This is a genomic window from Paenibacillus sp. PvR098, from assembly GCF_017833255.1.
In the GTDB taxonomy this organism is placed as follows: domain Bacteria; phylum Bacillota; class Bacilli; order Paenibacillales; family NBRC-103111; genus Paenibacillus_G.
In genome coordinates this window covers 531,281-557,244 of the sequence record NZ_JAFIBU010000001.1, presented here as the reverse complement: position 1 = coordinate 557,244, position 25,964 = coordinate 531,281, and the positions used below count along the sequence as shown (strand labels likewise).

24 protein-coding genes are annotated in these 25,964 nt (G+C 49.4%); all 24 read right to left on the bottom strand.

What is annotated here, in order from left to right:
* Window positions 1-10: 10 nt before the first annotated feature.
* On the bottom strand, window positions 11-2,113 hold the full coding sequence (pnp, locus tag JOE45_RS02760) for a polyribonucleotide nucleotidyltransferase (RefSeq protein ID WP_210021641.1): 2,103 nt from the start codon (window positions 2,111-2,113) through the stop codon (window positions 11-13).
* Between the two features lie 268 nt (window positions 2,114-2,381).
* Window positions 2,382-2,651: a 30S ribosomal protein S15 gene (rpsO, locus tag JOE45_RS02755; RefSeq protein ID WP_210021642.1), complete on the bottom strand. Its 270-nt coding sequence runs from the start codon at window positions 2,649-2,651 to the stop codon at window positions 2,382-2,384.
* Window positions 2,652-2,819: 168 nt separating this feature from the next.
* Complete coding sequence (locus JOE45_RS02750; RefSeq protein ID WP_210021643.1) at window positions 2,820-3,773, bottom strand: bifunctional riboflavin kinase/FAD synthetase; 954 nt, start codon at window positions 3,771-3,773, stop codon at window positions 2,820-2,822.
* A gap of 50 nt (window positions 3,774-3,823) precedes the next feature.
* Entirely contained in the window at window positions 3,824-4,756 is a 933-nt protein-coding gene (gene truB / locus JOE45_RS02745; RefSeq protein WP_210021644.1) for a tRNA pseudouridine(55) synthase TruB, read from the bottom strand.
* Complete coding sequence (locus JOE45_RS02740; protein ID WP_210021645.1) at window positions 4,753-5,739, bottom strand: DHH family phosphoesterase; 987 nt, start codon at window positions 5,737-5,739, stop codon at window positions 4,753-4,755. The genes truB and JOE45_RS02740 overlap by 4 nt, the downstream gene beginning before the upstream one ends.
* On the bottom strand, window positions 5,736-6,092 hold the full coding sequence (gene rbfA / locus JOE45_RS02735; RefSeq protein WP_210021646.1) for a 30S ribosome-binding factor RbfA: 357 nt from the start codon (window positions 6,090-6,092) through the stop codon (window positions 5,736-5,738). Before rbfA ends, JOE45_RS02740 begins: the two co-directional genes overlap by 4 nt.
* A gap of 7 nt (window positions 6,093-6,099) precedes the next feature.
* The gene (infB, locus tag JOE45_RS02730) at window positions 6,100-8,844 is read right to left on the bottom strand and encodes a translation initiation factor IF-2 (protein ID WP_210021647.1); all 2,745 of its coding nucleotides are present in this window, start codon (window positions 8,842-8,844) and stop codon (window positions 6,100-6,102) included.
* Between the two features lie 24 nt (window positions 8,845-8,868).
* Window positions 8,869-9,162 carry a YlxQ family RNA-binding protein gene (locus JOE45_RS02725; RefSeq protein ID WP_210021648.1) on the bottom strand — a complete coding sequence of 98 codons (294 nt, stop codon included), beginning with the start codon at window positions 9,160-9,162 and terminating at the stop codon, window positions 8,869-8,871.
* Window positions 9,152-9,469, bottom strand: coding sequence for an RNase P modulator RnpM (rnpM, locus tag JOE45_RS02720; protein WP_210021649.1), 318 nt, complete (start codon window positions 9,467-9,469; stop codon window positions 9,152-9,154). Before rnpM ends, JOE45_RS02725 begins: the two co-directional genes overlap by 11 nt.
* Before the next feature lie 44 nt (window positions 9,470-9,513).
* On the bottom strand, window positions 9,514-10,614 hold the full coding sequence (gene nusA, locus JOE45_RS02715; RefSeq protein WP_210021650.1) for a transcription termination factor NusA: 1,101 nt from the start codon (window positions 10,612-10,614) through the stop codon (window positions 9,514-9,516).
* Between the two features lie 57 nt (window positions 10,615-10,671).
* Entirely contained in the window at window positions 10,672-11,130 is a 459-nt protein-coding gene (rimP, locus tag JOE45_RS02710) for a ribosome maturation factor RimP (protein WP_210021651.1), read from the bottom strand.
* A gap of 157 nt (window positions 11,131-11,287) precedes the next feature.
* Complete coding sequence (locus tag JOE45_RS02705; RefSeq protein WP_210021652.1) at window positions 11,288-15,601, bottom strand: PolC-type DNA polymerase III; 4,314 nt, start codon at window positions 15,599-15,601, stop codon at window positions 11,288-11,290.
* 68 nt (window positions 15,602-15,669) lie between these two features.
* The gene (gene proS / locus JOE45_RS02700) at window positions 15,670-17,127 is read right to left on the bottom strand and encodes a proline--tRNA ligase (RefSeq protein WP_210021653.1); all 1,458 of its coding nucleotides are present in this window, start codon (window positions 17,125-17,127) and stop codon (window positions 15,670-15,672) included.
* Between the two features lie 33 nt (window positions 17,128-17,160).
* Window positions 17,161-18,420: an RIP metalloprotease RseP gene (rseP, locus tag JOE45_RS02695; RefSeq protein WP_210021654.1), complete on the bottom strand. Its 1,260-nt coding sequence runs from the start codon at window positions 18,418-18,420 to the stop codon at window positions 17,161-17,163.
* 168 nt (window positions 18,421-18,588) lie between these two features.
* Window positions 18,589-19,740 (bottom strand): 1-deoxy-D-xylulose-5-phosphate reductoisomerase, encoded by a 1,152-nt coding sequence (locus tag JOE45_RS02690; RefSeq protein ID WP_210021655.1) that lies wholly within the window; start codon window positions 19,738-19,740, stop codon window positions 18,589-18,591.
* A gap of 21 nt (window positions 19,741-19,761) precedes the next feature.
* Entirely contained in the window at window positions 19,762-20,550 is a 789-nt protein-coding gene (locus tag JOE45_RS02685) for a phosphatidate cytidylyltransferase (RefSeq protein ID WP_210021656.1), read from the bottom strand.
* Window positions 20,551-20,568: 18 nt separating this feature from the next.
* Window positions 20,569-21,336 (bottom strand): isoprenyl transferase, encoded by a 768-nt coding sequence (locus JOE45_RS02680; protein WP_210021657.1) that lies wholly within the window; start codon window positions 21,334-21,336, stop codon window positions 20,569-20,571.
* Between the two features lie 57 nt (window positions 21,337-21,393).
* On the bottom strand, window positions 21,394-21,948 hold the full coding sequence (frr, locus tag JOE45_RS02675) for a ribosome recycling factor (protein ID WP_210021658.1): 555 nt from the start codon (window positions 21,946-21,948) through the stop codon (window positions 21,394-21,396).
* Between the two features lies 1 nt (window position 21,949).
* Window positions 21,950-22,675, bottom strand: a complete 726-nt coding sequence (pyrH, locus tag JOE45_RS02670; RefSeq protein ID WP_210021659.1) for a UMP kinase — start codon at window positions 22,673-22,675, stop codon at window positions 21,950-21,952.
* 97 nt (window positions 22,676-22,772) lie between these two features.
* Window positions 22,773-23,423 (bottom strand): translation elongation factor Ts, encoded by a 651-nt coding sequence (tsf, locus tag JOE45_RS02665; RefSeq protein ID WP_210021660.1) that lies wholly within the window; start codon window positions 23,421-23,423, stop codon window positions 22,773-22,775.
* A 92-nt stretch (window positions 23,424-23,515) separates the two neighbouring features.
* Entirely contained in the window at window positions 23,516-24,214 is a 699-nt protein-coding gene (rpsB, locus tag JOE45_RS02660) for a 30S ribosomal protein S2 (RefSeq protein WP_210021661.1), read from the bottom strand.
* A gap of 258 nt (window positions 24,215-24,472) precedes the next feature.
* Window positions 24,473-24,967, bottom strand: a complete 495-nt coding sequence (locus tag JOE45_RS02655; RefSeq protein ID WP_210021662.1) for a hypothetical protein — start codon at window positions 24,965-24,967, stop codon at window positions 24,473-24,475.
* A complete protein-coding gene (locus tag JOE45_RS02650; protein ID WP_348632466.1) occupies window positions 24,960-25,592 on the bottom strand; it encodes a hypothetical protein in 633 nt (210 codons plus the stop codon). Before JOE45_RS02650 ends, JOE45_RS02655 begins: the two co-directional genes overlap by 8 nt.
* A gap of 27 nt (window positions 25,593-25,619) precedes the next feature.
* Window positions 25,620-25,943 (bottom strand): hypothetical protein, encoded by a 324-nt coding sequence (locus tag JOE45_RS02645; protein WP_210021663.1) that lies wholly within the window; start codon window positions 25,941-25,943, stop codon window positions 25,620-25,622.
* Window positions 25,944-25,964: the final 21 nt, after the last annotated feature.

Below are 25,964 nucleotides of genomic sequence, written 5' to 3'. Positions count from 1 at the left end.
AAATGAGGTATTAAGTTTGTGCCGGAACTTCTGCCGTCAATGCCGCTTTGCGCGATAAATTTACGCGGCCCTGGGCATCAATTTCTGTTACTTTAACCGTAATCGCGTCACCAATCTTCACTACATCCTCTACCTTGCCCACGCGTTCAGTGGAAAGCTGCGAGATGTGCACCAATCCTTCTTTACCCGGTAAAATTTCAACAAAGCATCCGAATTTCTCAATGCGCTTCACCGTGCCCAGGTAGGTTTCGCCTACGATGACCTCGCGGACGATTCCTTCGATGATTTGGCGAGCCTTATCGTTCATCTCTGCGTTTGACGAGGCAATGAACACGCGTCCGTCCTGCTCGATATCGATTTTTACGCCGGTTTCCTCAATAATTTTGTTGATGATCTTACCGCCTGCCCCGATGACATCACGAATTTTGTCCGGATTGATGTGCATCGTGAGAATTTTTGGCGCATATTGCGACAACTGAGGCTTCGGCTGATCAATGCGTTCCAGCATTTTGTTCAAGATGAACATACGGCCTTTCTTCGCCTGATCCAACGACTGCGTTAGGATAGCCCGGTCAATGCCATCAATTTTGATGTCCATTTGCAGTGCCGTAACGCCTTTCGCCGTACCTGCCACTTTAAAGTCCATATCTCCGAGATGGTCTTCCATCCCTTGAATATCGGTGAGAATCGAGAAGTGCTCCCCGTCCTTAATCAATCCCATCGCGATACCTGTTACCGGAGCTTTGATCGGAACCCCTGCATCCATCATAGCCAGCGTACTTGCGCAAATACTAGCCTGAGATGATGAACCGTTCGATTCCAAAACCTCGGAAACCAGTCGGATTGTATAAGGAAAATCCGTTTCCGAAGGAATAACAGGCTCAAGTGCACGCTCTCCAAGCGCTCCGTGACCAATCTCGCGTCGGCCCGGCGGACGCAGCGGTCTCGCTTCACCTACGCTGAACGGTGGGAAGTTGTAATGGTGCATGAACCTCTTGGACTCTTCCAAATCCAAACCGTCAAGAATTTGTACATCTCCCAAAGCCCCAAGCGTACAAATGCTGAGTGCCTGCGTTTGACCGCGCGTGAAGAGACCAGATCCGTGCGTACGAGGCAGCAGATTAATGTCGCACTCGATCGGGCGGATTTCCTCTAGTCCGCGTCCGTCTGGACGAACTTTGTCGTGCGTAATCAAACGACGAACTTCTTCTTTCACGATATCGTGAAGCGTTTCTTTCACATCAGCCATCTTCTCTGGAGTTTCAGCGTAAACCGCAGCAAAGTGCTCCTTCGTATCGCTGTTTACCGCATCGATCGCTTCTTGTCTGGCGTGCTTCTCCGGAATCTTGATCGCTTCGACTAAGCGCGAACTTGCAAATTCCCGAACCGCTTGATTCACATCGGCTTCTACACTGTGAAGCTTAACTTCCATCTTCGGCTTGCCGACTTCCGCTGTGAACTGCTCTTGAATCGCAACGATTTTACGAATTTCATCATGACCGAACATGATGGCTTCAAGCATAATTTCCTCAGGCACTTCGTCGGCTCCGGCCTCCACCATCATGATGGCATCCTTTGTACCTGCGACCACTAGATGAATGTCGCTTTTCTCGGCCTGCTCCAATGTCGGATTGATAATGAACTGTCCGTCCACCCGTCCGACAATAACGCCGCCGATCGGTCCGTTAAAAGGCACGTCCGATATGCTAAGCGCCGCGGACACACCGATCATAGCCGCCATCTCCGGCGCGCATTCCTGGTCCACGCTCATAACGATGGCCACAACCTGCACGTCGTTACGGAAGCCTTCTGGGAACAACGGACGAATCGGGCGGTCTGTCAAACGGCTCGCAAGAATCGCTTTTTCGCTGGGACGGCCTTCCCGCTTAATGAAACCTCCGGGAATTTTACCTACGGAGTACAGCCGCTCCTCATAATTCACGGTCAGCGGAAAAAAATCCAAGTCCTTCGGTTCGGCCGATGCCGTCACCGTACAAAGCACAACCGTATCACCGTAACGGGCAACAACAGCACCATTGGCCTGCTTGGCCAAACGTCCTGTTTCGAGAATCAGCGGACGACCCCCGAGATCCATCTGCACCTTTTTCTCCATAACCAACCTCCTAATATTTGCGTTCGCTCCATGGAAACCATTTGCACGAGTATCGCTTATGTAGTGTTAGCAGCCGACTTCGGAGCAATCCTGCACCACGGCCGCCGCTAGTTTTATCTATATTGCATTCTGCATAATGGCTAGTATTTCCTTCTTTTTGTAAAAATAGTAGCCGAAAAAAAGCAACCCCGCGATCCCCATGCAACCATCTGCCATAGGCCTGGCGTGCACAAAGGACAAACGTGGTTGCTTTTGTTGTGACCGTAAATTAACGACGCAAGCCGAGCTTTTCGATCAGTGCGCTGTAACGCTTAACGTCTTTATTCTTGATGTACGTCAGCAGCTTACGGCGTTGGCCTACCATCTTGAGCAGACCGCGACGAGAGTGATGATCCTTCTTGTGCGTCTTCAGATGGCTGGTCAGATTGACGATGTTTTCTGTAAGAATTGCGACTTGCACTTCAGGAGATCCTGTATCGTTCTCATGTGTTTTATGAGTTTGGATTAATTCCTGTTTGCGTTCTTGAGTCAATGCCATTTCATTTCACCTCCAAATTTTGTCTAATCCCCTGTGGCCCAGAGATCGTCGGAGTGTTCGATTCTCCACGCCAAGGTTACTTTATTGTATAGCTCGTCAGACCCGCAGATCTGCAATCGAGCAACGTTACAAAGTATATCATATTCCGTCTATAAAAGTAAAATCAAATTATAACTTTTGCATGGATCTCTGTTCAACGATAAAGGAACGGGCTTGATCTGCATCCTTGCCGATTTGGGAAATCAACTCGTGTACAGAGTCAAACTTTCGTTCATGGCGAATAAATGCCAGCAGTTCCACCTCGATGGTCTCACCGTAAATCGTTTCGGAAAAGTCAAACAAATGCGCTTCCAGAACGGGCTGCAGAAGCCCGGTATCAAATGTGGGCTTAACTCCGACATTCATAACGGCGCCCACTTTACGACCGTGAACAGTCGCAAGGACAGCATACACGCCACGAGCCGGGATCACGTAAGAATCCGTCACCTCGATGTTCGCCGTAGGAAAACCGATCGTTCGTCCGCGTCCGTCTCCGTGCACTACCGTTCCCTCGAGCTTATAAGGGCGGCCGAGAAGCACGCTGGCTTCCTGGACGTCACCATTTAGAAGAAAGCTGCGAATCTGTGTGCTGCTGACCTTCTCACCGTGAAACAGGTAAGGACGAATCACTTCTACGGCAAAACGCCCTCGAGCTAGATCGCAAAGTGTGTCCGGCGTTCCCGCGCCCTTAAAACCGAAAGTGAAGTCAAACCCGACAAACACGGTGTTCACTCCCATAGGGATGAGCATTCGCTCGACAAACTGCTCTGGGGTTACTCGCATAAACGATTCGTTAAAATCGACAATGTAAGTCGTATGAACTCCAAGCTCCCGCAGCTGCTTTTGCTTCGCAGCAAGCGGCGTCAGCAGTTGGGTATATTTATCCATCCCCAGCACTTCACGAGGATGCGGGTGGAACGTCATGATCGCCGCCGGAAGGTGAAGTTCGCTCCCCCGCTCCACTGCACGCCCAATCACTTCTCGATGACCGAGATGCACGCCGTCAAATTCACCGATGGCCAGCACCAGGGAATCTGCATTAGTCGCCTCAGGCAGCGGATACGTTAGCTGTACCGTATGCATCGTACTTCAACTCACCTACATTTCTATAGGACGGGCTTCGCCACCCACCCTTAAGAGAAAATTTTATTGGGTAATAAAAGACCGTGCTGCGGGTCCCATTCGAATATACCGATCAAACGACCGTCATCCGAGAATCCGGCAATATGCTTACCAAGATCCGCTTGTGAGCTATTCGCATGCGGCCATTGCTGCGGCTCCAATCGTATTTTTTGTCCCTGCAGCGCTCTTCGGGTCAAATGCTCATCCAAACGAACCGAAGGCAGGAATCCAAGCACATGTTCCATCGGAATCAGCTTGTCCGAGAGAGAGCCATGTTCGTGAAGTTCTTCCACTTGTTCCAGCGTCAAGCATTGCTCCGGACCTATATTCCCTGTTGAAGTTCGAACCAGTTCCCCCATCACCGCAGGGATACCTAGTGCCTCCCCGATGTCAGCGCACAGCGTTCGGATATATGTTCCCTTAGAGCAGCTTACGCGAAACCGAACTTCAGGTAGCTCACCCGACCAATCGGTATTCAATACTTCAATTGAGTAAATCGTCACGGTGCGGGCCTTCCGCTCGACCTCAACGCCTTGCCGCGCTAATTCGTACAAACGCCTGCCCTCTACCTTCACCGCGGAGTACATCGGCGGTACTTGTTCGATCGTCCCAACGAATTTCGCGATCGCCTCCGTCACCTGCTGCGGCGTAAGCAGGTCACCAGGACGCTCCAGCCGCTGAAGCACTTGTCCACTTAAATCCTGCGTGTCAGTCGAGAGGCCGAGCAACAGCACAGCTTCGTAAGACTTGGGCATCTCTTGTACGTATTCGACCAATCGGGTTGCTCGCCCGATACAAAGCGGCAGCACGCCAGTCACTTGAGGATCTAGCGTGCCGGTGTGCCCGATTCGTTTGATTCTTACGATTCGGCGAACCTTTGCCACTACATCATGGGAAGTGAAGCCTTTAGGCTTCCAAATCGGTAAAATGCCTTCGAGCGTCATGAAAGCTCCTTCCCTACTGCCTTGACTACTTGTTCAATCGCTTCTTCAATACTGCCATTGATTGTACAACCGGCAGCCTTAATGTGTCCTCCGCCGCCGAAACCCTTGGCAATAGCCGCCACATCCGCTTGACCCGAAGATCGAAGGCTTACCTTCACGGTACCTGGCCGCTTCTCCTTAAATAGCATTCCCACCTCAACGCCCTCTACGTTACGAGCATAGTTCACCAGCCCGTCCATATCTTCAGAGGATGCATCGGTGTTAGATAAATCGTCTAATGTCACATGCAGCCACGCGACCCGATTATCGTGGGCGAAAGATAACGTACTTAAGGTCCGCTTCAGCAGCGAAACCTGCCCGTAAGTCATCGTCTCCAGCAGCCTTTCGGCTAGCTCGTGTCCCTGGACGCCGCGCGCCAGCATGTCTGCGGCTATCTGCAGCACTTTGGGAGAGGTGTTGGAGTAACGGAAACCGCCCGTATCGGTAAGAAGACCGGAATAAATGCAAATATTCAGTTCGCGGGTCAGCTCGACACCAAGCTCCAATACCAGATCGTACAGAACTTCGACCGTGGCCGCAGCATCTGCCCGAACTAGATTAACATATCCGAAGTTGTCGTTAGTCGCATGGTGATCAATATTTAAAAGCTGCCATTCCGAAGAAAAGCAGCCCTGTACTTGGCCTATACGCCCAAAATCAGCGCAGTCCACCGAAATGATCCTCCCGAACTTCTGTTCGGGAGGTTCCATTTCGTAAGGAATTACAGAGAACGAGCCGGCCATATACATGAACTTCTCCGGAATTCGGCCCTCATTGATCAAGGTGAAGCTTTTATTTAGTGACCGAAGCATCCATGCCATCGCAAACGTAGAACCGGAGGCATCCCCGTCAGGCTGGACATGGGATACCACCAGGAAATCATCGTTACTTCGGATAAACTCGGCCGCTGATCGGAGTTGTGCTTCATAACCAGAATCGATCATACATTCGGATTCTCCTGATTAATCTTCTGAAGGAGCCCTTGAATCTTCGAACCGTAGTCAATCGACTCGTCGAATTTGAACAGCAATTCCGGAATCTTACGCATCCGAATTCGCTTGCCAAGCTCCGAACGGATAAACCCGGTGCTGCGGGTCAGTGCCTTCAATGTTTCTTGCTTCTGTTCATCACTACCGAGAACACTCAAATACACTTTCGCATGAGAAAACTCATTCGTTACATCGACACCCGTCACCGTAATAAAACCGATGCGGGGGTCCTTCAGCTCCGACTGAATGATTTGACTCAGCTCTTTTTTGATTTGTTCTCCGACTCTGCCCACGCGAATTTTAGCCATTTGCGGATCACCTCTCTACAGTTTCCATTACGAAGGCTTCAATCGTGTCCCCTTCTTTAATATCATTGTATTTGTCCAGAGATATACCACATTCGTAGCCTTGCGCAACTTCTTTTGCGTCGTCCTTGAAACGCTTGAGCGAATCGATCTTCCCTTGGAAAACCACAATGCCACCGCGCACCAGCCGCACTTCGGCGTTTCGTGCGATTTTGCCATCGGTCACCATACAACCGGCAATGACACCGACTTTGGAGACCTTAAAGATATTACGCACTTCCGCGTGGCCGATAACCACTTCTTTATATTCCGGATCAAGCAGCCCTTTCATGGCTTGCTCAATCTCTTCCATCACTTTATAAATGATGCTATGCAGACGAATGTCGACTTTCTCCTGATCCGCCGTATTCTTCGCTTGTGGCTCAGGACGAACATTAAAGCCGATTACGATCGCATTGGAGGCCGATGCCAAAATAACGTCGGATTCCGTAACGGCGCCTACACCGCTGTGCAATATTTTAACACGCGCGCCTTCAACATCAATTTTCTCGAGCGAGCCTTTGAGCGCTTCGGCAGAACCTTGCACGTCGGCTTTGATGATGACGTTGAGATCCTTGATTTCGCCTTCCTTGATCTGTTTGTAAAGATCATCCAGCGTTACGCGGGCATTTGCCCCCATCTCGGATTGACGCAGCGTTATCGCACGCTTCTCAGCAATGGCTCTTGCTTTACGCTCGTCTTCAAACGCGAGGAACGGATCTCCAGCTTGCGGTACCTCGGTTAAACCGGTAATCTCGACCGGCGTGGATGGTCCTGCTTCTTTGAGCTTCCGACCTTTATCGTTCACCATTGCTCTCACGCGGCCGAAGCAAACGCCAGCAACGAAGCTGTCGCCCACTTTGAGCGTACCGTGCTGGATCAGAACGCGTGCAACCGGCCCTTTACCCTTATCCAGCTCTGCCTCGATGACCGTACCTCTTGCACGTTTATTCGGGTTGGCTTTAAATTCCTGTACCTCGGCGACCAGTAAAATCATGTCGAGCAGGTTCTCAAGACCGATGCGCTGTTTAGCGGAAATGTTGCAGAAGATCGTATCCCCGCCCCACTCTTCCGGCACCAGCTCGTATTCCGTCAACTCCTGCTTAATGCGGTCTGCGTTAGCATCCGGTTTATCGATTTTGTTAACAGCAACAATAATCGGCACGTTGGCCGCTTTAGCGTGGCTGATCGCCTCAACCGTTTGCGGCATGACGCCGTCATCCGCTGCTACAACAATGATCGTAATATCCGTCACTTGTGCGCCGCGGGCACGCATCGATGTGAACGCAGCGTGACCAGGAGTATCCAAGAACGTGATTTTTTTGCCATTGGTTTCCGCCTGATACGCACCGATATGCTGTGTAATGCCTCCGGCTTCGCCTTCCGTGACGTTCGTCTTGCGGATGGCATCGAGCAGTGTCGTTTTACCATGGTCAACGTGACCCATGATCGTTACAACCGGTGGACGCTCCAGCAGATCGGCTTCGTCATCATTCTCCTCGAACTGTTCGAACTTATCTTCCTCAACCGGAATCTTCAGTTCAACTTCCACTCCATAATCGGAAGCCAGCAATTGGATTGCATCCAGATCGAGCTCTTGGTTGATCGTAGCCATGACGCCCAGGAACAACAACTTCTTAATGACCTCGGAAGCATCCTTATGCAGCGCCTTAGCCATCTCACCCACGGTCATTGTACCGCGAACGATAATTTTCTTAGGCGTGTTGTCAATCTTCGGTTTTGGTGGCTCAGAATTATTTCTTCCGCCTCTGCCCTGGTTCCTTTGATTGCCGCGGTTCTGAGGACCTCTATTATTCCCGCCTGATCTAAAATCATCAAAACGTCTTTGGCCTGGTTTTGTTTTTTTGTTTGCTGCACCTTTGTTTGCATTATCATCCCCATCCGCTTGGACCGGGCTTCCAGTCGGTCTGGATGTTCCAGCACCGACTGGCCGATTGCCTCCGCTGCGCTGGTCGAAACCGCCTCTGCGGGAATCTGGCCTTTGCGCCTGTTGACCTCCGCCTTGCTGCCCTTGCGGACGTTGTCCGGGACCTCGTCCGCCTTGACTGCCGCCAGTCGAACCTTGACCGCCTTGACCACTGCGGTTAAATCCGCCTCCCTGACCTTGACCTTGAGGCCTTCCACTGCCTTGACCTTGACCTTGGCCACCGCCGCGGTTAAACCCGCCTCCCTGACCTTGACCTTGGGGACGCCCGCTTCCTTGACCGCCTTGACGATTCTGACCTTGACCTTGTCTGCTGTCGCCTTGCGGTCTGCTGGAAGATGATGAACCTCCTTGACCTTGGCCACCTTGCGGTCTGCCTGATTGTCCGCCGCTTTGGCCTTGCGGTCTGCTTGAAGAAGGGGCGTTGCTTTGTCTCGGTGCCGCCGATTGCACTTGCGCTGCCGGCTGTCTTTGCTCCGGTTTCGGTTGAACGGCAACCGTCTGTTGCTTAGGCTCTTGGCCTCCTGCCGGTTTATCAGCCGGTTTTGCAACCGCTGCTCCATCATTTCTCTTAGCTGCTGCATTTGCTTTTACGTCTTTGAAAAACTTCTCTACACTTTCCACCGCATCATTCTCCATTACGCTCATATGATTGTTAACCGATTTACCCAGTCTTTTCAAAATTGTGATGATCTCTTTACTACTCATGTTCAAAGACTTGGCATACTCATACACTCTAACTTTGTCTTTACTATTGTCTTGTTTTGTCAATACAGTCCACCTCCGTACGTTCTCCTACTGCTTCAACATGCGTGCAAAACCCGCGTCCGTTACTGCAATCACGACTCGCGTTTCCTTACCGATGCTTGCGCCAAGCTGATCCCGACGGCCGTACTGCTGAATAGGAACTCCATAATAACTGCATTTATCATTTACTTTTTTGAACGTGCCCTCGGACGCATCTTCAGCTACAATGACCAGCTTTGCCTGGCCGCTTCGTACTGCATCGATGACCATTTCCTCACCACTGACTAGCTTACCGGCCCGCATTGCAAGGCCTAAATTCGAGAGATATTTATCATTCTTCATCTTCATCGTTCACCGCATCTTTTCCGGCAATAAACTCGTCTTCCACCTTAATGAAATCCTGTTCAAGCGCATCGTAAATGTTCGGACTGACCGAAGACTTCAGAGCGCGATCCAATGCACGCGACTTTTTGGCCAGCTTGAAGCAGGACTGCTTGCCACACAAGTAAGCCCCGCGCCCCGCTCTCTTCCCCGTCAAATCGATATGAAGCTCATTGTCGGGAGTCTTTACCACACGGATGAGTTCTTTCTTAGGCATCATTTGTTGGCAGGCAACGCATTTGCGCAGAGGTATTTTTCGTTGCTTCATCGTTTTATCCCCTCCCGTATGGCTAACCAACCGACCTGCCGATATTAATCGATGCTGACCGAATCCTGATGCATAATCTCTTCAGAATAAGATTTAGGACGTCCGTACTCTTGCTCCGCTTGAGTCTCACTCTTGATGTCGATCTTCCAACCCGTCAGCTTTGCGGCAAGTCGGGCGTTCTGCCCTTTAATTCCGATCGCAAGAGATAACTGATAATCGGGAACGATGACTCGAGCCATTTTTTCTGTTTCGAACACCTGCACTTCCAGAACCTTAGACGGGCTAAGTGCATTGGCCACATATTCCTCAATGCTTTCCATCCAGCGGACAATATCGATTTTCTCGCCTTTCAGCTCGCTCACGATCGTCTGTACGCGCATACCCTTTGGACCTACGCAGGAGCCGACCGGATCAACTTCCTCATTACGGGAGTGAACGGCAATTTTAGAGCGGAACCCAGCTTCACGAGCCACCGATCGAATTTCAACCACGCCTTGGAAAATCTCAGGAACTTCCAGCTCGAACAGTCGTTTAAGCAGGCCTGGGTGAGTACGTGACAGCACAATTTGCGGACCTTTGGTCGTATTCTCTACTTTCGTGATGTAAGCTTTAACCCGGTCGCCTTGTTTGAATTTATCCGTGGGCATCAGCTCGCCGAGCGGCATAACCGCCTCAATCTTGCCGAGATCGATATACAGATTCCGTTGATCCTGACGCTGTACGATTCCGTTGACGATATCTTCTTCCTTGTCCACATAAGCGTTATATATCAAACCGCGTTCCGCTTCACGGATCCGCTGTGTGACTACTTGCTTTGCGGTCTGCGCCGCAATTCGTCCGAAATCCCGCGGTGTCACTTCGATTTCGACAATGTCGTTTAATTGATAGTTTTGATTCATTTCCCGCGCGGCATGCAATGAAATCTCAAGCCTAGGATCGAGCACCTCGTCCACAACTGCCTTGCGTGCGTATACTTTGATCAGACCCGTATGTCGGTTAATATCGACACGAACGTTCTGAGCAGTATTAAAATTCCTTTTATAACCAGAAATCAAAGCCGCCTCGATGGCATCTATGAGCACTTCTTTAGCAATGCCCTTTTCTCTTTCAATTTCATTTAATGCTTCGATAAAATCCATGTTCATTTGAATGGAGTTCCCCCTCTCATATCATGCGGACCGTTATTTAGCAGCAATGCATCGTCAGAATACAATAGCAAGCCGCGCGCTTGCGACTTTCGCAAAAGGAATCACATGCTTTTTCTTGCCAACCTCAATCTCTACTGTTTGCTCATCGAACGAAATAAGCTTGCCCTCGAACTCCTTCAAGCCATCCACAGTCTCATAGGTTGTAACGAAAACATGTTCTCCAACCGCCTTGTGATAGTCTTGAGTTTTCTTTAATGGTCGCTCTGCTCCCGGCGATGATACTTCAAGGAAATATGCACTTGGAATGGGGTCCTTTTCGTCCAGCTTTTCGCTCAGATACTCACTGACGCGTCCGCAGTCGTCGATGTCAATACCGGCTTCCTTATCAACATAAACCCGCAGAAACCAGTTCCCGCCTTCCTTGACATACTCGATGTCGACCAGCTCAAATCCGTTCTCGTCCAAAAAAGGCTGGACCAGCTCTTCCACTGTGGATTTGATGTGTGTGCTCAACCTGTTTCCTCCTATTCACTCGCTTAATGCCTTATACAAAATGTAAAGAGTGGGTTTCCCCACTCTCTGGTTACGAGATATAACATTGTTACCGTAGAAGATTATACCATAAGTACCGCTGGTTTTGCAATAATATGAAAACGACAACCCCTTCAGTTTAAAACAACGAAAGCTGGTTTGTCTCCGGCAAACCGCGGAAGCAGCCCATGCCGGCAAGAATTTCAACAATCGTCTTTGACGCCTTGCTTCGGGTCTGAAAATCCTCTATGGATAGGAATGGCCCATCATTTTTGGCAGCGGCAATATTTTTCGCCGCATTTTCACCAATCCCACCGATAGCCGAGAACGGTGGAATGAGCGAGTCGCCTTCAATCAGAAACTTCGTAGCATCTGATTTGTACAAATCAATGCTCTTGAACGTGAAACCCCGTGCCGTCATCTCCAGCGCCATCTCGAGAATGGATATCATATTTTTCTCTTTGGGCAAGGCTTGGAAGCCCTTCTCCTCAATCTCCAAAAGCCTGCGAAGAATCGGATCATAGCCTTGACACAAAAGCTCAATCTCAAAGTCCGTCGCCCGAACCGAGAAATAGGTTGCGTAATAAGCAATCGGATGGTACAGCTTAAAGTAAGCCGTACGTACGGCGGAAATAACATAGGCGGAGGCATGCGCCTTCGGAAACATATATTCGATCTTCTCGCAGGAATCGATATACCACTGCGGGACGTTGTGCTTTTTCATGTCTTCCTTCCACTCTTCTGTCAGCCCTTTACCCTTACGCACGCTTTCAGTAATTTTAAATGCAAGTCCGGCATCCATCCCCGCTTTATAAATCAAATACAGCATGATGTCGTCACGGCAGCCGATCACCGATTTGATCGTACAAATGCCTTTTTTGATTAGCTCCTGCGCATTGCCAAGCCACACTCCCGTTCCATGAGACAAGCCGGAAATTTGAAGTAGGTCCGCGAAGCTGGACGGCCTCGCCTCTTCAAGCATTTGACGAACAAATTTCGTTCCCATCTCTGGGACGCCATACGTCGCCACCGGCGTACGAATCTGCGCCGGCGTCACACCAAGCGCCTCTACGGAATGAAACATGCTCATCACTTTCGGATCGTTCATCGGAATCGCCGTTGGATCGACACCTGTCAAATCCTGCAGCATCCGCATCATGGTCGGGTCATCGTGTCCCAGAATATCAAGCTTGAGCAGGTTCGCGTCAAACGCGTGGTAATCGAAATGCGTTGTCTTCCATTCCGAATTCTTATCGTCGGCAGGGAACTGAACCGGTGTAATATCATCAACATCAATATAATCCGGAACGACAACGATCCCTCCGGGATGCTGTCCGGTGCTTCGCTTAACACCTGTACAGCCCATAGCAAGCCGATTTATCTCGGCTCCGCGCCACTTTTTACCTTGCTCTTCTTCATATTTTTTGACGAAGCCATACGCCGTCTTTTCTGCAACCGTACCGATGGTTCCGGCCCGGAATACATTCTTCTCGCCAAATAGCACCTTCGTGTAGTTGTGAGCATGCGGCTGATACTCGCCAGAGAAGTTAAGGTCGATATCGGGTACTTTATCCCCTTTGAAGCCAAGGAACGTCTCGAACGGAATGTCCTGGCCTTCACCCTTAAGCTTCTCGCCGCAATTCGGGCAGTTTTTATCCGGCAGGTCGAAACCGCTCGGAATCGAACCGTCGAGAATCCAGTCACTGTGTTTGCACGATTTGCATACATAATGAGGAGGCAAGGGGTTAACCTCAGAAATACCCAGAAACGTAGCAACGACGGAGGAGCCGACAGACCCCCGGGAGCCGACGAGATATCCGTCTTGGTTCGACTTTTTTACAAGTCGCTCGGATATCAAATAGTTCGCAGAGAAGCCGTATTTGATGATCGGCACCAATTCTTTCTCCAGCCGCGCTGTCACCACTTCCGGAATCGGTTCCCCATAAATCTGCCGTGCCGTTTCATAGCATGTGTTGCGGATTTCATCATCCGCGCCCTCGATAATCGGCGTGAAGAGCTTCGTCGGGAACAGCTCCAGCTCTTCGAATTGATCCGCAAGCTCAGAGGTGTTTGTTACTACAACCTGATGGGCAATATCTTTTCCCAGATATTCGAATTCCGCCACCATCTCCTTAGTCGTACGGAAATGAACATCCGGTTTACGGATATCTTTCAGTGGGCTGAACCCTGTAATCCCGTGGATCGTTATATCCCGTGAAATTTTTTCACGCGGTTGCAGGTAGTGCACATTCCCAGTGGCAATAACCGGCTTTCCAAGCTTGCGCCCGATCTCAATAATTTTGCGATTCGCATCTTCTAATTGCGCTGGGCTGCCAACCAAACCTTTATCCACCAAATGCATATTGATGCCGATCGGTTGAATCTCCAACACATCATAGAACGCTGCGACGTTCTCCGCTTCTTCCACGGATTTGTTGAGCACCGTCTCAAAAAACTCGCCCTTTTCGCACCCGGAAGAGATGATGAGGCCTTCGCGCATTTCCTGCAGCTTGCTTTTCGGAATGCAAGCTACCCGGTGAAAATATTCCGTATGGGATAAGGATACCAGCGAGAACAGGTTCTTTTTGCCTATCATGTTCTTGGCATAAATACAACAGTGGAACGGCCGCTGAGTAGCCAGGTTTTTGCCAACCTGATCGTTAAGCCGATCCAGCTGTGTATACCCCCTGTCGCCCACTTCCTTCAATAGATGAAATAGAACAAAACCAAGCGCAATCGAATCGTCAATAGCCCGGTGATGGTTGTCCAGACTAACCTTGAATTTGTCCGAAAGCGTGTTGAGCCGGTGGTTTTTGAGTGTCGGGAACAATAGACGCGACAGCTCCAGCGTGTCCAGCACCGGATTCTTCACTTCAGGTAAGCCAAGCCGCTTACAATTGGATTGAATAAATCCGATATCGAACCTGGCGTTGTGTGCCACCAGAATGCTGTCCCCGACAAAATCGATGAATTTAGGCAGCATCTCTTCAAGTTCCGGAGCTCCCTTTACCATATCATCGGTAATGTTGGTCAACTGCTGGATGTTGTATGGAATCCGTTCATGCGGATCAATAAACGTAGCAAAACGGTCAATTTCCTTGCCTTCCCTCATTTTGACGCCAGCGATTTCAATAATCTTGTTACTGGTCACGGACAGACCGGTCGTCTCAATGTCGAAAATAACATACTCCGCGTCAGCAAGCGCGACATCCGTCGCATTCATGACCACTTGGACCGAATCGTTAACGACATTGGCTTCAAGTCCGTAAATGACCTTAATTCCGTGTTTCTTGGAGGCTTTATAGGCTTCGGGAAAGCTCTGAACACCGCTGTGATCGGTGACGGCGATCGCTTTGTGCCCCCACTTGGCCGCTGTTTTAATATATTGATCCACAGGAGTAATGCCGTCCATCGTGCTCATCGACGTATGCAGGTGAAACTCAACGCGCTTCTCCGCCGCATCATCCTTACGATCCGGCGGGCCCACGACCTCGTTCACATCGGAAGGAATCATAACTAGCTCGGGTATTTGCATAAATCGGTCGTATTCTACCCGCCCACGCAGCTTCAACCATTTACCATTGGTAATGAGATTGTAGATTTTAACGTCGTCCTTCGTTTTGGCGAACGCCTTGACCATAATGGAATCGGTAAAATCGGTGACGTTAAACATATATAAGGTGCTTCCGTTTTTGAGCTCCTTTACATCCAAGCCAAATACGGTTCCTTGCACCGTAATTTTCTTCTCCTCGTCTTGCACTTCCTGTAAAGGCACGGCTTGTTCCTTAATGTCATAGCCGACCATTAGCTTGATTTCTTCATTCGACTGCGATGCCGCCTCGTTCTCCGCTTCCACCGCCGTCATAATGACACTCGTGACCTCTTTTTCTTCTTGAGCAATCTGCTTTGCGAATTTCTCCATCTCTTGCTCCCGTGACCCACTCACGGCATACTTTACAAGAAAATCAACACCGAAGAAATTACTGAAATAGCTCTGAATCAAGCCGCCGATATTTTTCTTCTTCGCCAGCTCAAGCCCGATGGAATCTAGCAAATGAAGCGTCAGCACATTATCTTTCACTTCAATATGCGCTTTAGTCATCCACCCATTGATGGACGCTGCCTCCCGCTGTACCCACTCGATGAACATGTCCCAATACTCATCCGCGACCGCTTCCGGTTTTACTTCCGTGGTGTACTGCAACACGAAACGAATCGCGGCAATATGTGAAAACTTATCGCGGATCATCTTACAGAAGGAACGGTATATATCGGAGGGAACAATTTGGCTTTTAACGATAAAGAAGACCCATTCCTTATTTTTACGGCTCGTCTCTACCTTATCAATATACCCGTCCGAAAAAAAAGACTGAACTACATCTGTCGGAACGCCCGCCTGATGCATCAGCATCTCAAACCTGTCGCGTTTCTGCGCCGTACTGCTGCTGCTCATCTTGACCTCCTATGTAAAAAATTAGGGGCTTGTATGGACAAACCCCTAATTTTTATTAGTTTCGTATTTCAGTAAGCTCGTCCGAACAAGACGGTATGCTTGGCTTCCGAACCACAGACGAGGCATTTGGTTTTGGTCGTGCTAGGCTCGAATGGAATATTTCGGCTCGTGGCGCCTGTTTCTTCCTTCACGTGCGCTTCGCAAGCGTTCGAACCGCACCAGCCGGACAGCGCGAAGCCCCGTTTCAGTTCGAGGAACGACTTCAGCTCATCCATCGAGTCTGCTTCCGTCATACTTTCATCTCGGAAGCGCTTGGCTCGATCATACATTTCCTGCTGCGTCTCCGTCAATAGCTTTTGGACTTCTGCTAAAAATTGGTCTTGGGCCACCATACGCTTCTCGCCGGTAATCCGGGAAACTAATACCACTTGACCATTCTCCATATCACGCGGTCCGAGTTCGACGCGAACCGGAACTCCACGCATTTCGTATTCATTGAATTTCCAACCCGGGCTTTGATCGGGGCGGTCATCCACTTTCACACGCACACCAGCCTTCTTCAGCTGATCATAAAGCTCGTTTACCCGACCGACCACCTGATCGCGTGTTTTGGGTGGTCCGATTGGAATCATAACGACCTGCGTCGGAGCGACTTTTGGCGGCAGAGCCAGCCCACGGTCGTCTCCGTGTACCATAATCAACGCGCCGATCAACCGGGTGCTAACGCCCCATGAAGTGGTGTGGCAAAATTGATGCTGGTTTTCCCGATCCAAATATTTGATGTCAAATGCTACTGCAAAGTTTGTACCCAAATAATGAGAGGTTCCGGCTTGTACTGCTTTTCCGTCCTTCATCATAGCTTCGATAGAATACGTATCAACGGCTCCGGCGAATTTCTCGGAAGGCGTTTTTTGTCCCATGATAACGGGAATCGCAAGAAAATTTTCCGCAAAATCACGGTAAATTTCCAGCATCTGCATCGTTTCTTTACGTGCGTCCAGCTCGTCCTCATGTGCCGTATGACCTTCCTGCCAAAGAAATTCGGTCGTACGCAGAAACGGTAGGGTACGCTTTTCCCACCGAACGACGTTAGCCCACTGGTTAATGAGCAGCGGCAGGTCCCGATAAGAGTTAATCCACTCGGAATACATATGTCCAATCATCGTTTCCGACGTCGGGCGAATGGCAAGCCGCTCCTCCAGTTTCTCTCCGCCAGCTTCAGTTACCCAAGGCAGCTCCGGGTTAAAGCCTTCGACATGTTCTTTTTCCTTCTGAAAGAAGCTCTCCGGAATAAACATAGGGAAATATGCGTTGCGGTGCCCGGTTTCTTTGAACCTTCCGTCAAGTTCCCTCTGAATGTGCTCCCAAATCTCATAGCCGTCCGGTTTAAATACGATACAGCCGCGGACCGGAGAATAGCTCATCAGATCCGCTTTTTTGATTGTATCGATATACCAGCGCGAGAAATCCTCGCTTTGCGGCGTAATTTCCTTTACAAATTGCTTTTCCTGTTTTGAATTTGACATAATTATGTTTCTCCCCCTACAGAAGGCAGTTCGTTACCCGTTGATCAATCGTAATATATCGTTATACGTTACGGCTATCATAAGCAGCATTAGCATAGCAAATCCGACGAAATGAACCATGCTCTCACGGCTAGGATCGACCGGTTTGCCGCGCAGCGCTTCAAGCCCTAGGAAAACAAGGCGACTTCCGTCCAACGCCGGAATCGGCAGCAGGTTGAATAGCCCCAAATAGAGACTCATAATGGCGGTCCATGAAATATACTGCGCCCATCCAGCGCTAGCCTGCTCACTAGTAAATTCAACGATCCTCACGGGACCTCCCAGATCGTCCATCTTGAACTGCAGCGTAGCCAGCTTGCCGAATCCATCCAATATAAGCATAGTGGCAGAAGAAAGACTCTTCCAGCCGTTAGTAAATCCTTCCGTTACGGTAGCAGGCCTTGTCTCGGCAATGAGCGTGACGCCGACACGAATGACACCGTCTTGGTCTACCGCTGGCGTCACATTCTTCTGGATTTTCTCTCCATTTCGTTCAATCGTCCATACCATGGGTTTGCTCACAGAGTTTTGAATGAGCGAAGTCAGCTTGCTGCGTTCTGCCCCAATCTCCACACCGTTCACATTCACGATCAAGTCACCAGATTGAAGGCCGGCATTCTGAGCAGCGGATCCCGGCATCGTATCTGCAATCTTAACCTTATGCGGCACGCCAGCAACAAATACAACGGTAACAAACAGGACGAACGCCAAGATAAAGTTCATCAACGGCCCCGCAAATATCGATAGTGCCCGCTGACCTACCGTTTTACTACCAAATTGGCGATCCCATGGAGCGATTTGCGTTTCGTTATCCTTGCTCACCATCATCGCTTGTGGATGAACCGCAAACCGTTGTATTTCACCGTCAATGTCAAGACGAACAAACAGCTCTTTCTCCAAATCGATTTGTTCGACCACACCTTCTAGACTACCAGCCCGACGGTCGAACTCGTTCAAATAAATGTGGGTGACTCGATCGTCCTTCAGCAGAACGGCTATACGCTGTCCAGGGTTAATCTGAACGATCTCCGGGTCTTCCCCGGCCATTCTTACAAAACCGCCGATCGGTAGCAGACGCAGCGTATATCTTGTCTCATCCCGTTTGAAGGACAGCAGCTTAGGGCCGAAACCTATTGCAAACTCCCTGACCAAGATACCGGCACGTTTCGCGAAATAAAAATGTCCCCACTCATGTATCGATACGAGAACAAAAAACAAGAGCACAATTTGAAATATATTCTGCAGCGTCGACAATGCTTTTACGGCCTCCTTAAGCACGAATGTTCACATCAGAAAATACATAGTGGTATGGCGTTTTCCTCATCTTAAGATTAACATTAATGATAAAAGGAATACAAGCCGACCGTGATATGAACCTATGATCAGTATACCGGAAAGATGCTTGCTGCATCACCTTTGTCGCTATTGCCGTGACGGTATATTCCGAGCAGTAATCCTTGCCCATTGATCGATATCAAGGATTGCCCGTAAGTCAGGGAATGCGACAAGCTCGTGCTCCGCCATCACCTCTTCAATTACGCGCTCAATCTCAAGGAAAGAAATCTCCCTTTTCAAGAAACGCTCCACTGCAACTTCATTGGCTGCATTATACACTGTCGGCATGGAACCGCCGGCTCTTCCGCTTTCATAAGCCATACGCAGACAAGGATATCTTCCGAAATCCATTTCCCGAAAATGCAGCTTTCCGATATCAGCAAGCCGCAGTCGATCGCCAGGCGTTCTCTGCCGGTTCGGATACGTAAGCGCATATTGAATCGGCACACGCATATCTGGAAGTCCCATCTGTGCGATGATGCTGTAATCCTCGAACTCTACATAGGAATGAATGATGCTCTCGGGATGAATCAGCACTTCAATCTGATCGTACGACAGTCCGAATAGCCAACGGGCCTCGATTACTTCCAAGCCTTTATTGACCATTGTCGCCGAATCGATCGTAATTTTAGCGCCCATGGCCCAATTCGGATGCTTTAGCGCATCTTCTACCGTTACGTTTTGCAATTCGTCGCGGGAACGGTCCCTAAAGCTGCCGCCGGAAGCGGTCAGCGTAATCTTATGTATTTGTTCTCGGCTTTCGCCCTGCAGACACTGGAAAATAGCGGAATGCTCGCTGTCGATCGGCAGCAGCTGCACGCCGCTGCGATTAGCGAGCTCCGTGACCAGGTGTCCGGCACTGACCAACGTTTCTTTATTGGCAAGCCCAATATGCTTCCCCGCTTCGATCGCGGCAAGTGTAGGTTGTAAGCCTTGACTACCTACAACCGCGGTGACGACAAACTCAGCCTCCGTGCCTGCGGCGATCTCGACGAGTCCCTCTTCACCATAAAATAGCTGCACATCTGAAGGAATTTCCAGCGACAACCGCTCCGCCAGCTCCTTTGTCGCCACCGAAGCCTTGCGAGGGCGGAACCGCCGGATTTGCTCCGCCAATAGCTTTATGTTATATCCTCCCGACAAGCCTTCCACCGTGTACTGCTCTGGATAATGAGAAACGACATCCAGCGTTTGCGTACCGATAGAGCCCGTGGAGCCCAGGATGCTGATTTTTTTCACAACTGTATACCTCCGGCTAATTTATGCATGAGGAATCAATGACAGGATGTGGAGAAGCGGAAAGACGATCATCCAGCTGTCTGTACGATCCAAGACACCACCGTGACCCGGCAAGATCGCACCCGTGTCCTTGATGCCTTTCACCCGTTTGTATGCGGATTGAATCAGGTCTCCCAGCTGACCTGCAACGGCAATGACGATACCGATCCAGGCAGCCTGCACATAATGGAGAAGCTCAGGCCTATACCAAGCGAAAGCCAGCGCGACGAGGATCGAAATCACTATTCCGCCGATCGCGCCTTCCACTGTTTTTTTTGGGCTGATTGTCGGCCAAAGCGGTGTCTTCCCCACCTTCGATCCAACAAAATAGGCACCGGAATCGGTCGACCAGATACAGAAAAAAACTAGCAGCGTCCAAAAAATTCCGTTCTCCGCCATATTTCTAGTCGCTATCATATAATGAAAGCCGATACCGATATATACCATGCCGATAAAAGCCATGGCGATATGGTCTATCGTTATTTTGTTTTTGGAAATGACCGTCGCGGCCATAAACAGGAACATAAACAACCAGACCAGATGACTTGGAGTGATTCCTGTATTCTGCCACTGAAGAGTAAGGCAAAACACACCTAAGAAGCCGAGCAATTCAATGGTTTTATTTCCCTTTAGCGCGTTCATACGCAGAAACTCATCGTAACCGATCATCGACAATACCAAAAGTAGCCCGGCAAACCAATAACCGCCCAAGTACAGCATGATGAAAAAACCGATCCCTGCGATGAGTCCTGTGACGATTCTCTGCTTCAATTCCATTCCTCCATTGCACTACAAACCGCCGTATCTTCTGGCCCGACGCTGGTATTCCAGAATCGCTTCATAGAAGTGCCGCTCAGTAAACTCAGGCCAGCAAAGATCCGTAAACCACAGCTCCGAATAGGCAAGCTGCCACAGCATAAAATTACTGATGCGCTTCTCCCCGCTTGTTCGAATTAACAGATCGGGGTCCGGGAGCGGATCGGTCAGCAAATATTTGGCGAACATGGTTTCATCGATTCCGTCCGGATTCACTTTATTCTCATTCGCATCCTGTACAAGCTGTCGGATCCCTCTTAACATCTCTTTCCGGCTGCCGTAGTTCAGCGCAAAATTTAAGATAAGGCCTGTATTCCGTTTCGTCTGATCGATAGCGTCTTGAATCGCTTTAAGCGTATAATCCGGAAGACCTTCCTGCCAGCCGGTCATACGAATTTGGACGTTGTTGGCTATCAATTCGTCAATTTCCTTGGGGAAAAATTCAAGCGGAAGCTTCATCAAATAGTCGACTTCTTCTTTAGGCCGCTTCCAGTTTTCCGTGGAAAAGGCATACACCGTCAGCACTTGTACACCAATGCTGTTTGCCGCCATCGTGATTCTCTTTACGTTTTTCATTCCGGAATGGTGTCCGGCAACCCGCGGCAGTCCCCTCTTTTGCGCCCAGCGACCGTTACCATCCATAATGACAGCAACATGGTTCGGAATATTATCTGCATCAAGCTGCCGGGCGAAATCCTCACCCTCCGGTTTGCTTCCAAACCATTTCTTGAAAGGTATCATGCTAATCCCCCATCAGGAAAGACTAAAAGCCCCCTCATATAAGGGGGTCTTTACCAATTACACTTCCATAATTTCTTTTTCTTTGGCTGCGAGAACTTTATCCACTTCAGCAATATTCTTATCTGTAAACTTCTGGATATCCTCTTGATGACGACGGGATTCATCTTCCGATATTCCTGTTTTTTCCAGTTTCTTGATATCGTCGTTGGCATCGCGGCGAATATTACGGATGGCTACTTTCGCTTCCTCGCCGAATTTTTTCGTCATTTTAACCAGCTCAGCACGACGCTCTTCTGTCAATGCAGGAATAACGATACGAATCGAACTGCCGTCATTGGAAGGCGTAAGTCCTAGATCCGATTTCATGATCGCTTTCTCAATAGCGGAAACAGAGCTTTTGTCCCAAGGTTGAATCATCAGCGTTCGGGAATCCGGCGTGTTGATATTGGCCAGTTGGCTCACCGGAGTCATTGCACCGTAGTACTCTACCTGTACGCGATCGAGCAGTGCCGGTGTCGCGCGTCCCGCACGCAGCGAAGCCAGCTCCTTCTTCAGCGCGCCAATCGCTTTTTCCATACGGTCTTCCGCATTTTTCTTGATCGATTGAGGCATATTACACACTCCCTTTTACTATCGTCCCGATTTTTTCACCGAGTACCACTCGCTTGATATTGCCGCTTTCCGTAATGGAGAAAACGATCAGCGGGATGTTGTTATCCATACATAAGGAGGATGCGGTTGAATCCATTACACCCAAGTTTTTGTTGAGTACTTCCATATAGGTGAGCGTTTCGAACTTCTGAGCGTCCGCATGCTTGAACGGGTCCGCAGAATATACGCCATCCACCTTGTTTTTCGCCATGAGAATAACTTCTGCTTCAATCTCAGCCGCTCTGAGCGCCGCTGTCGTATCGGTAGAGAAGTATGGGTTCCCGGTACCTGCCGCGAAGATGACCACTCTTCCTTTTTCCAAATGTCGCATCGCTCTCCGGCGAATGTAAGGCTCGGCCACCTGCTGCATCGTAATCGAGGATTGGACGCGAGTCGGCACTCCGATTGTCTCCAGCGCATCCTGGAGCGCCAGCGAATTCATAACCGTCGCGAGCATTCCCATGTAATCGGCAGTGGCGCGATCAATACCTCTCTCGCTTCCTGCGATTCCGCGCCAAATGTTGCCGCCACCGACAACGATGGCCACTTCAACTCGCAGGTCGACGACTTCTCTTACCTGCTCGGCGATGGATGTAATCACTTCGGCGTCAATGCCATACCCTTGCTGACCGGCTAACGCTTCACCGCTAAGTTTCAAAACGACTCTTTTATAAATCGGATGTTCCAAACGACAACCCTCCGTTTCAATCAAAACGTATTCCTTCCCTTGTTTAAAAAAGAAGGAACACTAAGTGTTCCCACGTTATCATGCTTATGAACTTATTTTAATGCTTAACTTGTGACATGACTTCTTCAGCGAAGTTCTCTTGTTTCTTCTCAAGGCCTTCTCCGAGCTCGTAACGAACGAAGCGGCGGATCGAAATGTTCTCCCCGATCGTTGCTACCTTTTCATTTAGAAGAGCATTGATTGTTTTGTCCGGATCTTTAATGAAGGATTGCTCCAGCAAGCAGAACTCTTCGTAGAACTTGCTCATGCGACCTTCTACCATTTTTTCTACGATGTTAGCCGGTTTGCCTTCGTTCAAAGCTTGGTTCTTCAAAATTTCCCGTTCTTTATCCAATGCCTCTTGCGGAACTTCCTCACGGCGAACATATTGCGGATTCGCTGCTGCGATTTGCATTGCGACGTCGCGAGCGAATTCTTTAAAGGAATCTGTTTTGGCAACAAAGTCCGTTTCGCAGTTCACTTCAACCAGGACGCCGATTCTTCCGCCGGCATGAATATAGGATTCCACAACACCTTCAGTTGCAATCCGGCCAGCTTTGTTTGCAGCTGCCGACAAACCTTTCTCACGAAGGATTTCAGCCGCTTTCGTCAAATCTCCGTTTGCTTCCTCTAATGCTTTTTTGCAATCGAGCATGCCTGCTCCGGTTTTCTCACGTAATTCTTTTACTGCTGCTGCATTAACTGCCATGATTTGGCCTCCTCGAGATCATTATGTACCCTAAAAAAAGGGCGGTGAAAGGATTTTTCACCTTCAAACCACCCTTTCATGTATTTAATCAATTAGGCTGTTGTTTGTTCGCCTTGGTGCGCTTCAATTACTGCATCAGCCATTTTAGCTGTCAGCAATTTCACTGCACGGATAGCATCGTCGTTACCCGGAATGACATAGTCGATTTCGTCCGGATCACAGTTTGTATCAACAATACCGACGATTGGAATACCCAGCTTGCGAGCTTCAGCAACAGCGATCCGCTCTTTACGAGGGTCGATGACGAACAGAGCGCTCGGCAAACCTTTCATATTTTTAATACCGCCCAAGAATTTCTCGAGACGATCTTTTTCCTTACGAAGGATGATAACTTCTTTCTTAGGAAGCACTTCGAACGTACCGTCCTCTTCCCATCTTTCCAGTTCGTGCAGACGGTTGATCCGGATTTCGATGGTTTTGAAGTTCGTCAGCGTACCGCCGAGCCAACGTTGGTTGATAAAGTACATTCCACAGCGCTCTGCTTCTTCCTTAACGGAATCTTGCGCTTGCTTCTTCGTTCCTACGAACAAGATTGTACCGTTCTCTCCAGCAACTGATTTGACGAAGTTATAAGCTTCCTCAACTTTTTTGACCGTTTTTTGCAGGTCAATGATATAAATTCCGTTTCTTTCGGTGAAGATGTAACGATCCATTTTCGGATTCCAACGACGGGTTTGATGACCGAAGTGTACCCCAGCTTCAAGCAGCTGTTTCATGGAGATTACTGCCATCCTCACGCACCTCCTCTAATTTTGGTTTTTTTTGGCTTCCTCCGCCAATCTCATCTTCTCAGCAAAACTCCGTAATATTGCCAACTGCGATCACGACATAGCGCTGCTGCGGCTGCAATGGAAGCACCCTTGCTGGAATTAATCAGCGTGTGGATTTTAACACCGACAATTACTATACCATAACTGACATTCGTATGCAACACCCGCGTTTTTCATCCTCAAAATGACAAAATTGGCCCCTATCAGCGGTATCTGCTCCTACCGTGTTGTCAGGTTGACGATGACCTCGGAAAGCTCAACCGGGCTCTTAAACACATGAACACCAGGAACAATTTTATCATTTAATCGTTTGGCGCGCATTTCGTCCTCGAATGCTTTTCTGTCCGTGATGACGCCACTCCTCATAAGCATATCTGCCACGTTTCCCGCTCTCAGACCACTTGCCACGTAAATGTAGGTTTCTTTAACCGGCTCGGGGGCCGCTGGCTGCGGCTCAGCCGCCTGCTTTTCTTTCTCTTGCTGAAGCTTCTGTAATACTAAAGCGTCCAATTGGGCTTGATCGTATACTTTTTGATCCTCATCATACACCTGAAAATGTACTGACGCCAGTTCCTTCAACTCCGTTAGGTTCAATTCTTCCAGGTTCGGACCCGGCACTGCTGTTGAAGATACTGTATTCATCAATTGCAAAAGCACCGCACCCAGAATCAGACCGGCGCCGAGTCCGGTGAGCAGCGACTTATTGTTAAGCATCGGACAGCTCCTCCTGTTTAGCCAATTGAAGAATCAGGTTGATTTCGCCTTTGTTCTTACCGAGCTTCTTTGCAATATAATCCGTCGATTTGCCTTGTTGATACAGCTCAAACAACTCGCTATACCGTTCCTTCATATTCATCACGAAGGAAACATCAGGCGGTACCGGGATGACTTGCTCAAGCATAGGCTCAGGTGGACTTGCCGGAGTCAGCGATCCGCCCCCCGGCTGTTCTGGTTCTATCGAACCTGCTGCTGTCCTAGCGTACGCCGCATCGACTCGCTTCTCGGCGAGCTGCCTCGATTGTAGCTGATCGCAAGTAAATCCTATACGGCTAACTTCCTGCTGAAGCTGCTCTCCCTGCTTCTCCAGTAACTCTATGCGATAAACAAGCTTGGTCGTATGCAGCTCGTATTCTTTCTTTGTTTCGACAAACATCTGAATTAGCGCTTTATTCTGTTCATCCAGCTCCGCGGCAAAAAGGTCCATCGTTTCTTCCATTTCACTGAGCATGCTGCCGCCGCGAGCATTGCTCCCTTGGTTCCCTGCGCTTCTTGGTACGATTTTGGCGTACACGATCAGCACGAGACCGACCAGCACAATATAAATCCATGGTTGGTTCACTGCATTCACCTTTTTTCCACACAAGGGTTAAAGCGACAAATCGATATGATGTCCTTTGAACGGATGGCCTCTTCGGCGCTCCGGCATCGTATCGCCCTGGTCGACTGTCTTACTGCCTCCCCGGTGCTTTTTGTTCCGGCTCTGCTGCCTGGTACCATCGTCCTTCACTGCAGGGCCGGCTGTTTGCTCAGTTTTGGCAGTGACATGTCGCTCTTTCAACATATTTTTTCCAGCTTCATTCGAGAGGACCGTCTGATCCAGCACGGGCTTGTTCATCAGTTGATGCTGCTTCAACCCGACTTCATCGTTTTTATGAAGCGCAAACTGCATCTCAATGGATTTTAAGCTCATTTCAGGGCCCTCCTTTATGCT

Excerpts from the sequence above, each read along its gene's own strand:
- nusA (WP_210021650.1), bottom strand. The coding sequence starts at position 10,614 with ATGAACATGGATTTTATCGAAGCATTAAATGAAATTGAAAGAGAAAAG.
- proS (WP_210021653.1), bottom strand. The coding sequence starts at position 17,127 with ATGTCAAATTCAAAACAGGAAAAGCAATTTGTAAAGGAAATTACGCCG.
- JOE45_RS02680 (WP_210021657.1), bottom strand. The coding sequence starts at position 21,336 with ATGATACCTTTCAAGAAATGGTTTGGAAGCAAACCGGAGGGTGAGGAT.
- JOE45_RS02750 (WP_210021643.1), bottom strand. The coding sequence starts at position 3,773 with ATGCATACGGTACAGCTAACGTATCCGCTGCCTGAGGCGACTAATGCA.
- JOE45_RS02725 (WP_210021648.1), bottom strand. The coding sequence starts at position 9,162 with ATGAAGAATGATAAATATCTCTCGAATTTAGGCCTTGCAATGCGGGCC.
- JOE45_RS02645 (WP_210021663.1), bottom strand. The coding sequence starts at position 25,943 with ATGAGCTTAAAATCCATTGAGATGCAGTTTGCGCTTCATAAAAACGAT.
- rbfA (WP_210021646.1), bottom strand. The coding sequence starts at position 6,092 with ATGGCTAAAATTCGCGTGGGCAGAGTCGGAGAACAAATCAAAAAAGAG.
- JOE45_RS02705 (WP_210021652.1), bottom strand. The coding sequence starts at position 15,601 with ATGAGCAGCAGCAGTACGGCGCAGAAACGCGACAGGTTTGAGATGCTG.
- frr (WP_210021658.1), bottom strand. The coding sequence starts at position 21,948 with ATGCCTCAATCGATCAAGAAAAATGCGGAAGACCGTATGGAAAAAGCG.
- rpsB (WP_210021661.1), bottom strand. The coding sequence starts at position 24,214 with ATGGCAGTAATCTCCATGAAACAGCTGCTTGAAGCTGGGGTACACTTC.
- rpsO (WP_210021642.1), bottom strand. The coding sequence starts at position 2,651 with ATGGCATTGACTCAAGAACGCAAACAGGAATTAATCCAAACTCATAAA.
- rnpM (WP_210021649.1), bottom strand. The coding sequence starts at position 9,469 with ATGAAGCAACGAAAAATACCTCTGCGCAAATGCGTTGCCTGCCAACAA.
- tsf (WP_210021660.1), bottom strand. The coding sequence starts at position 23,423 with ATGGCAGTTAATGCAGCAGCAGTAAAAGAATTACGTGAGAAAACCGGA.
- truB (WP_210021644.1), bottom strand. The coding sequence starts at position 4,756 with ATGACGCTCGAAGGCATTTTACCGATTTGGAAGCCTAAAGGCTTCACT.
- pnp (WP_210021641.1), bottom strand. The coding sequence starts at position 2,113 with ATGGAGAAAAAGGTGCAGATGGATCTCGGGGGTCGTCCGCTGATTCTC.
- JOE45_RS02740 (WP_210021645.1), bottom strand. The coding sequence starts at position 5,739 with ATGATCGATTCTGGTTATGAAGCACAACTCCGATCAGCGGCCGAGTTT.
- JOE45_RS02655 (WP_210021662.1), bottom strand. The coding sequence starts at position 24,967 with ATGCTTAACAATAAGTCGCTGCTCACCGGACTCGGCGCCGGTCTGATT.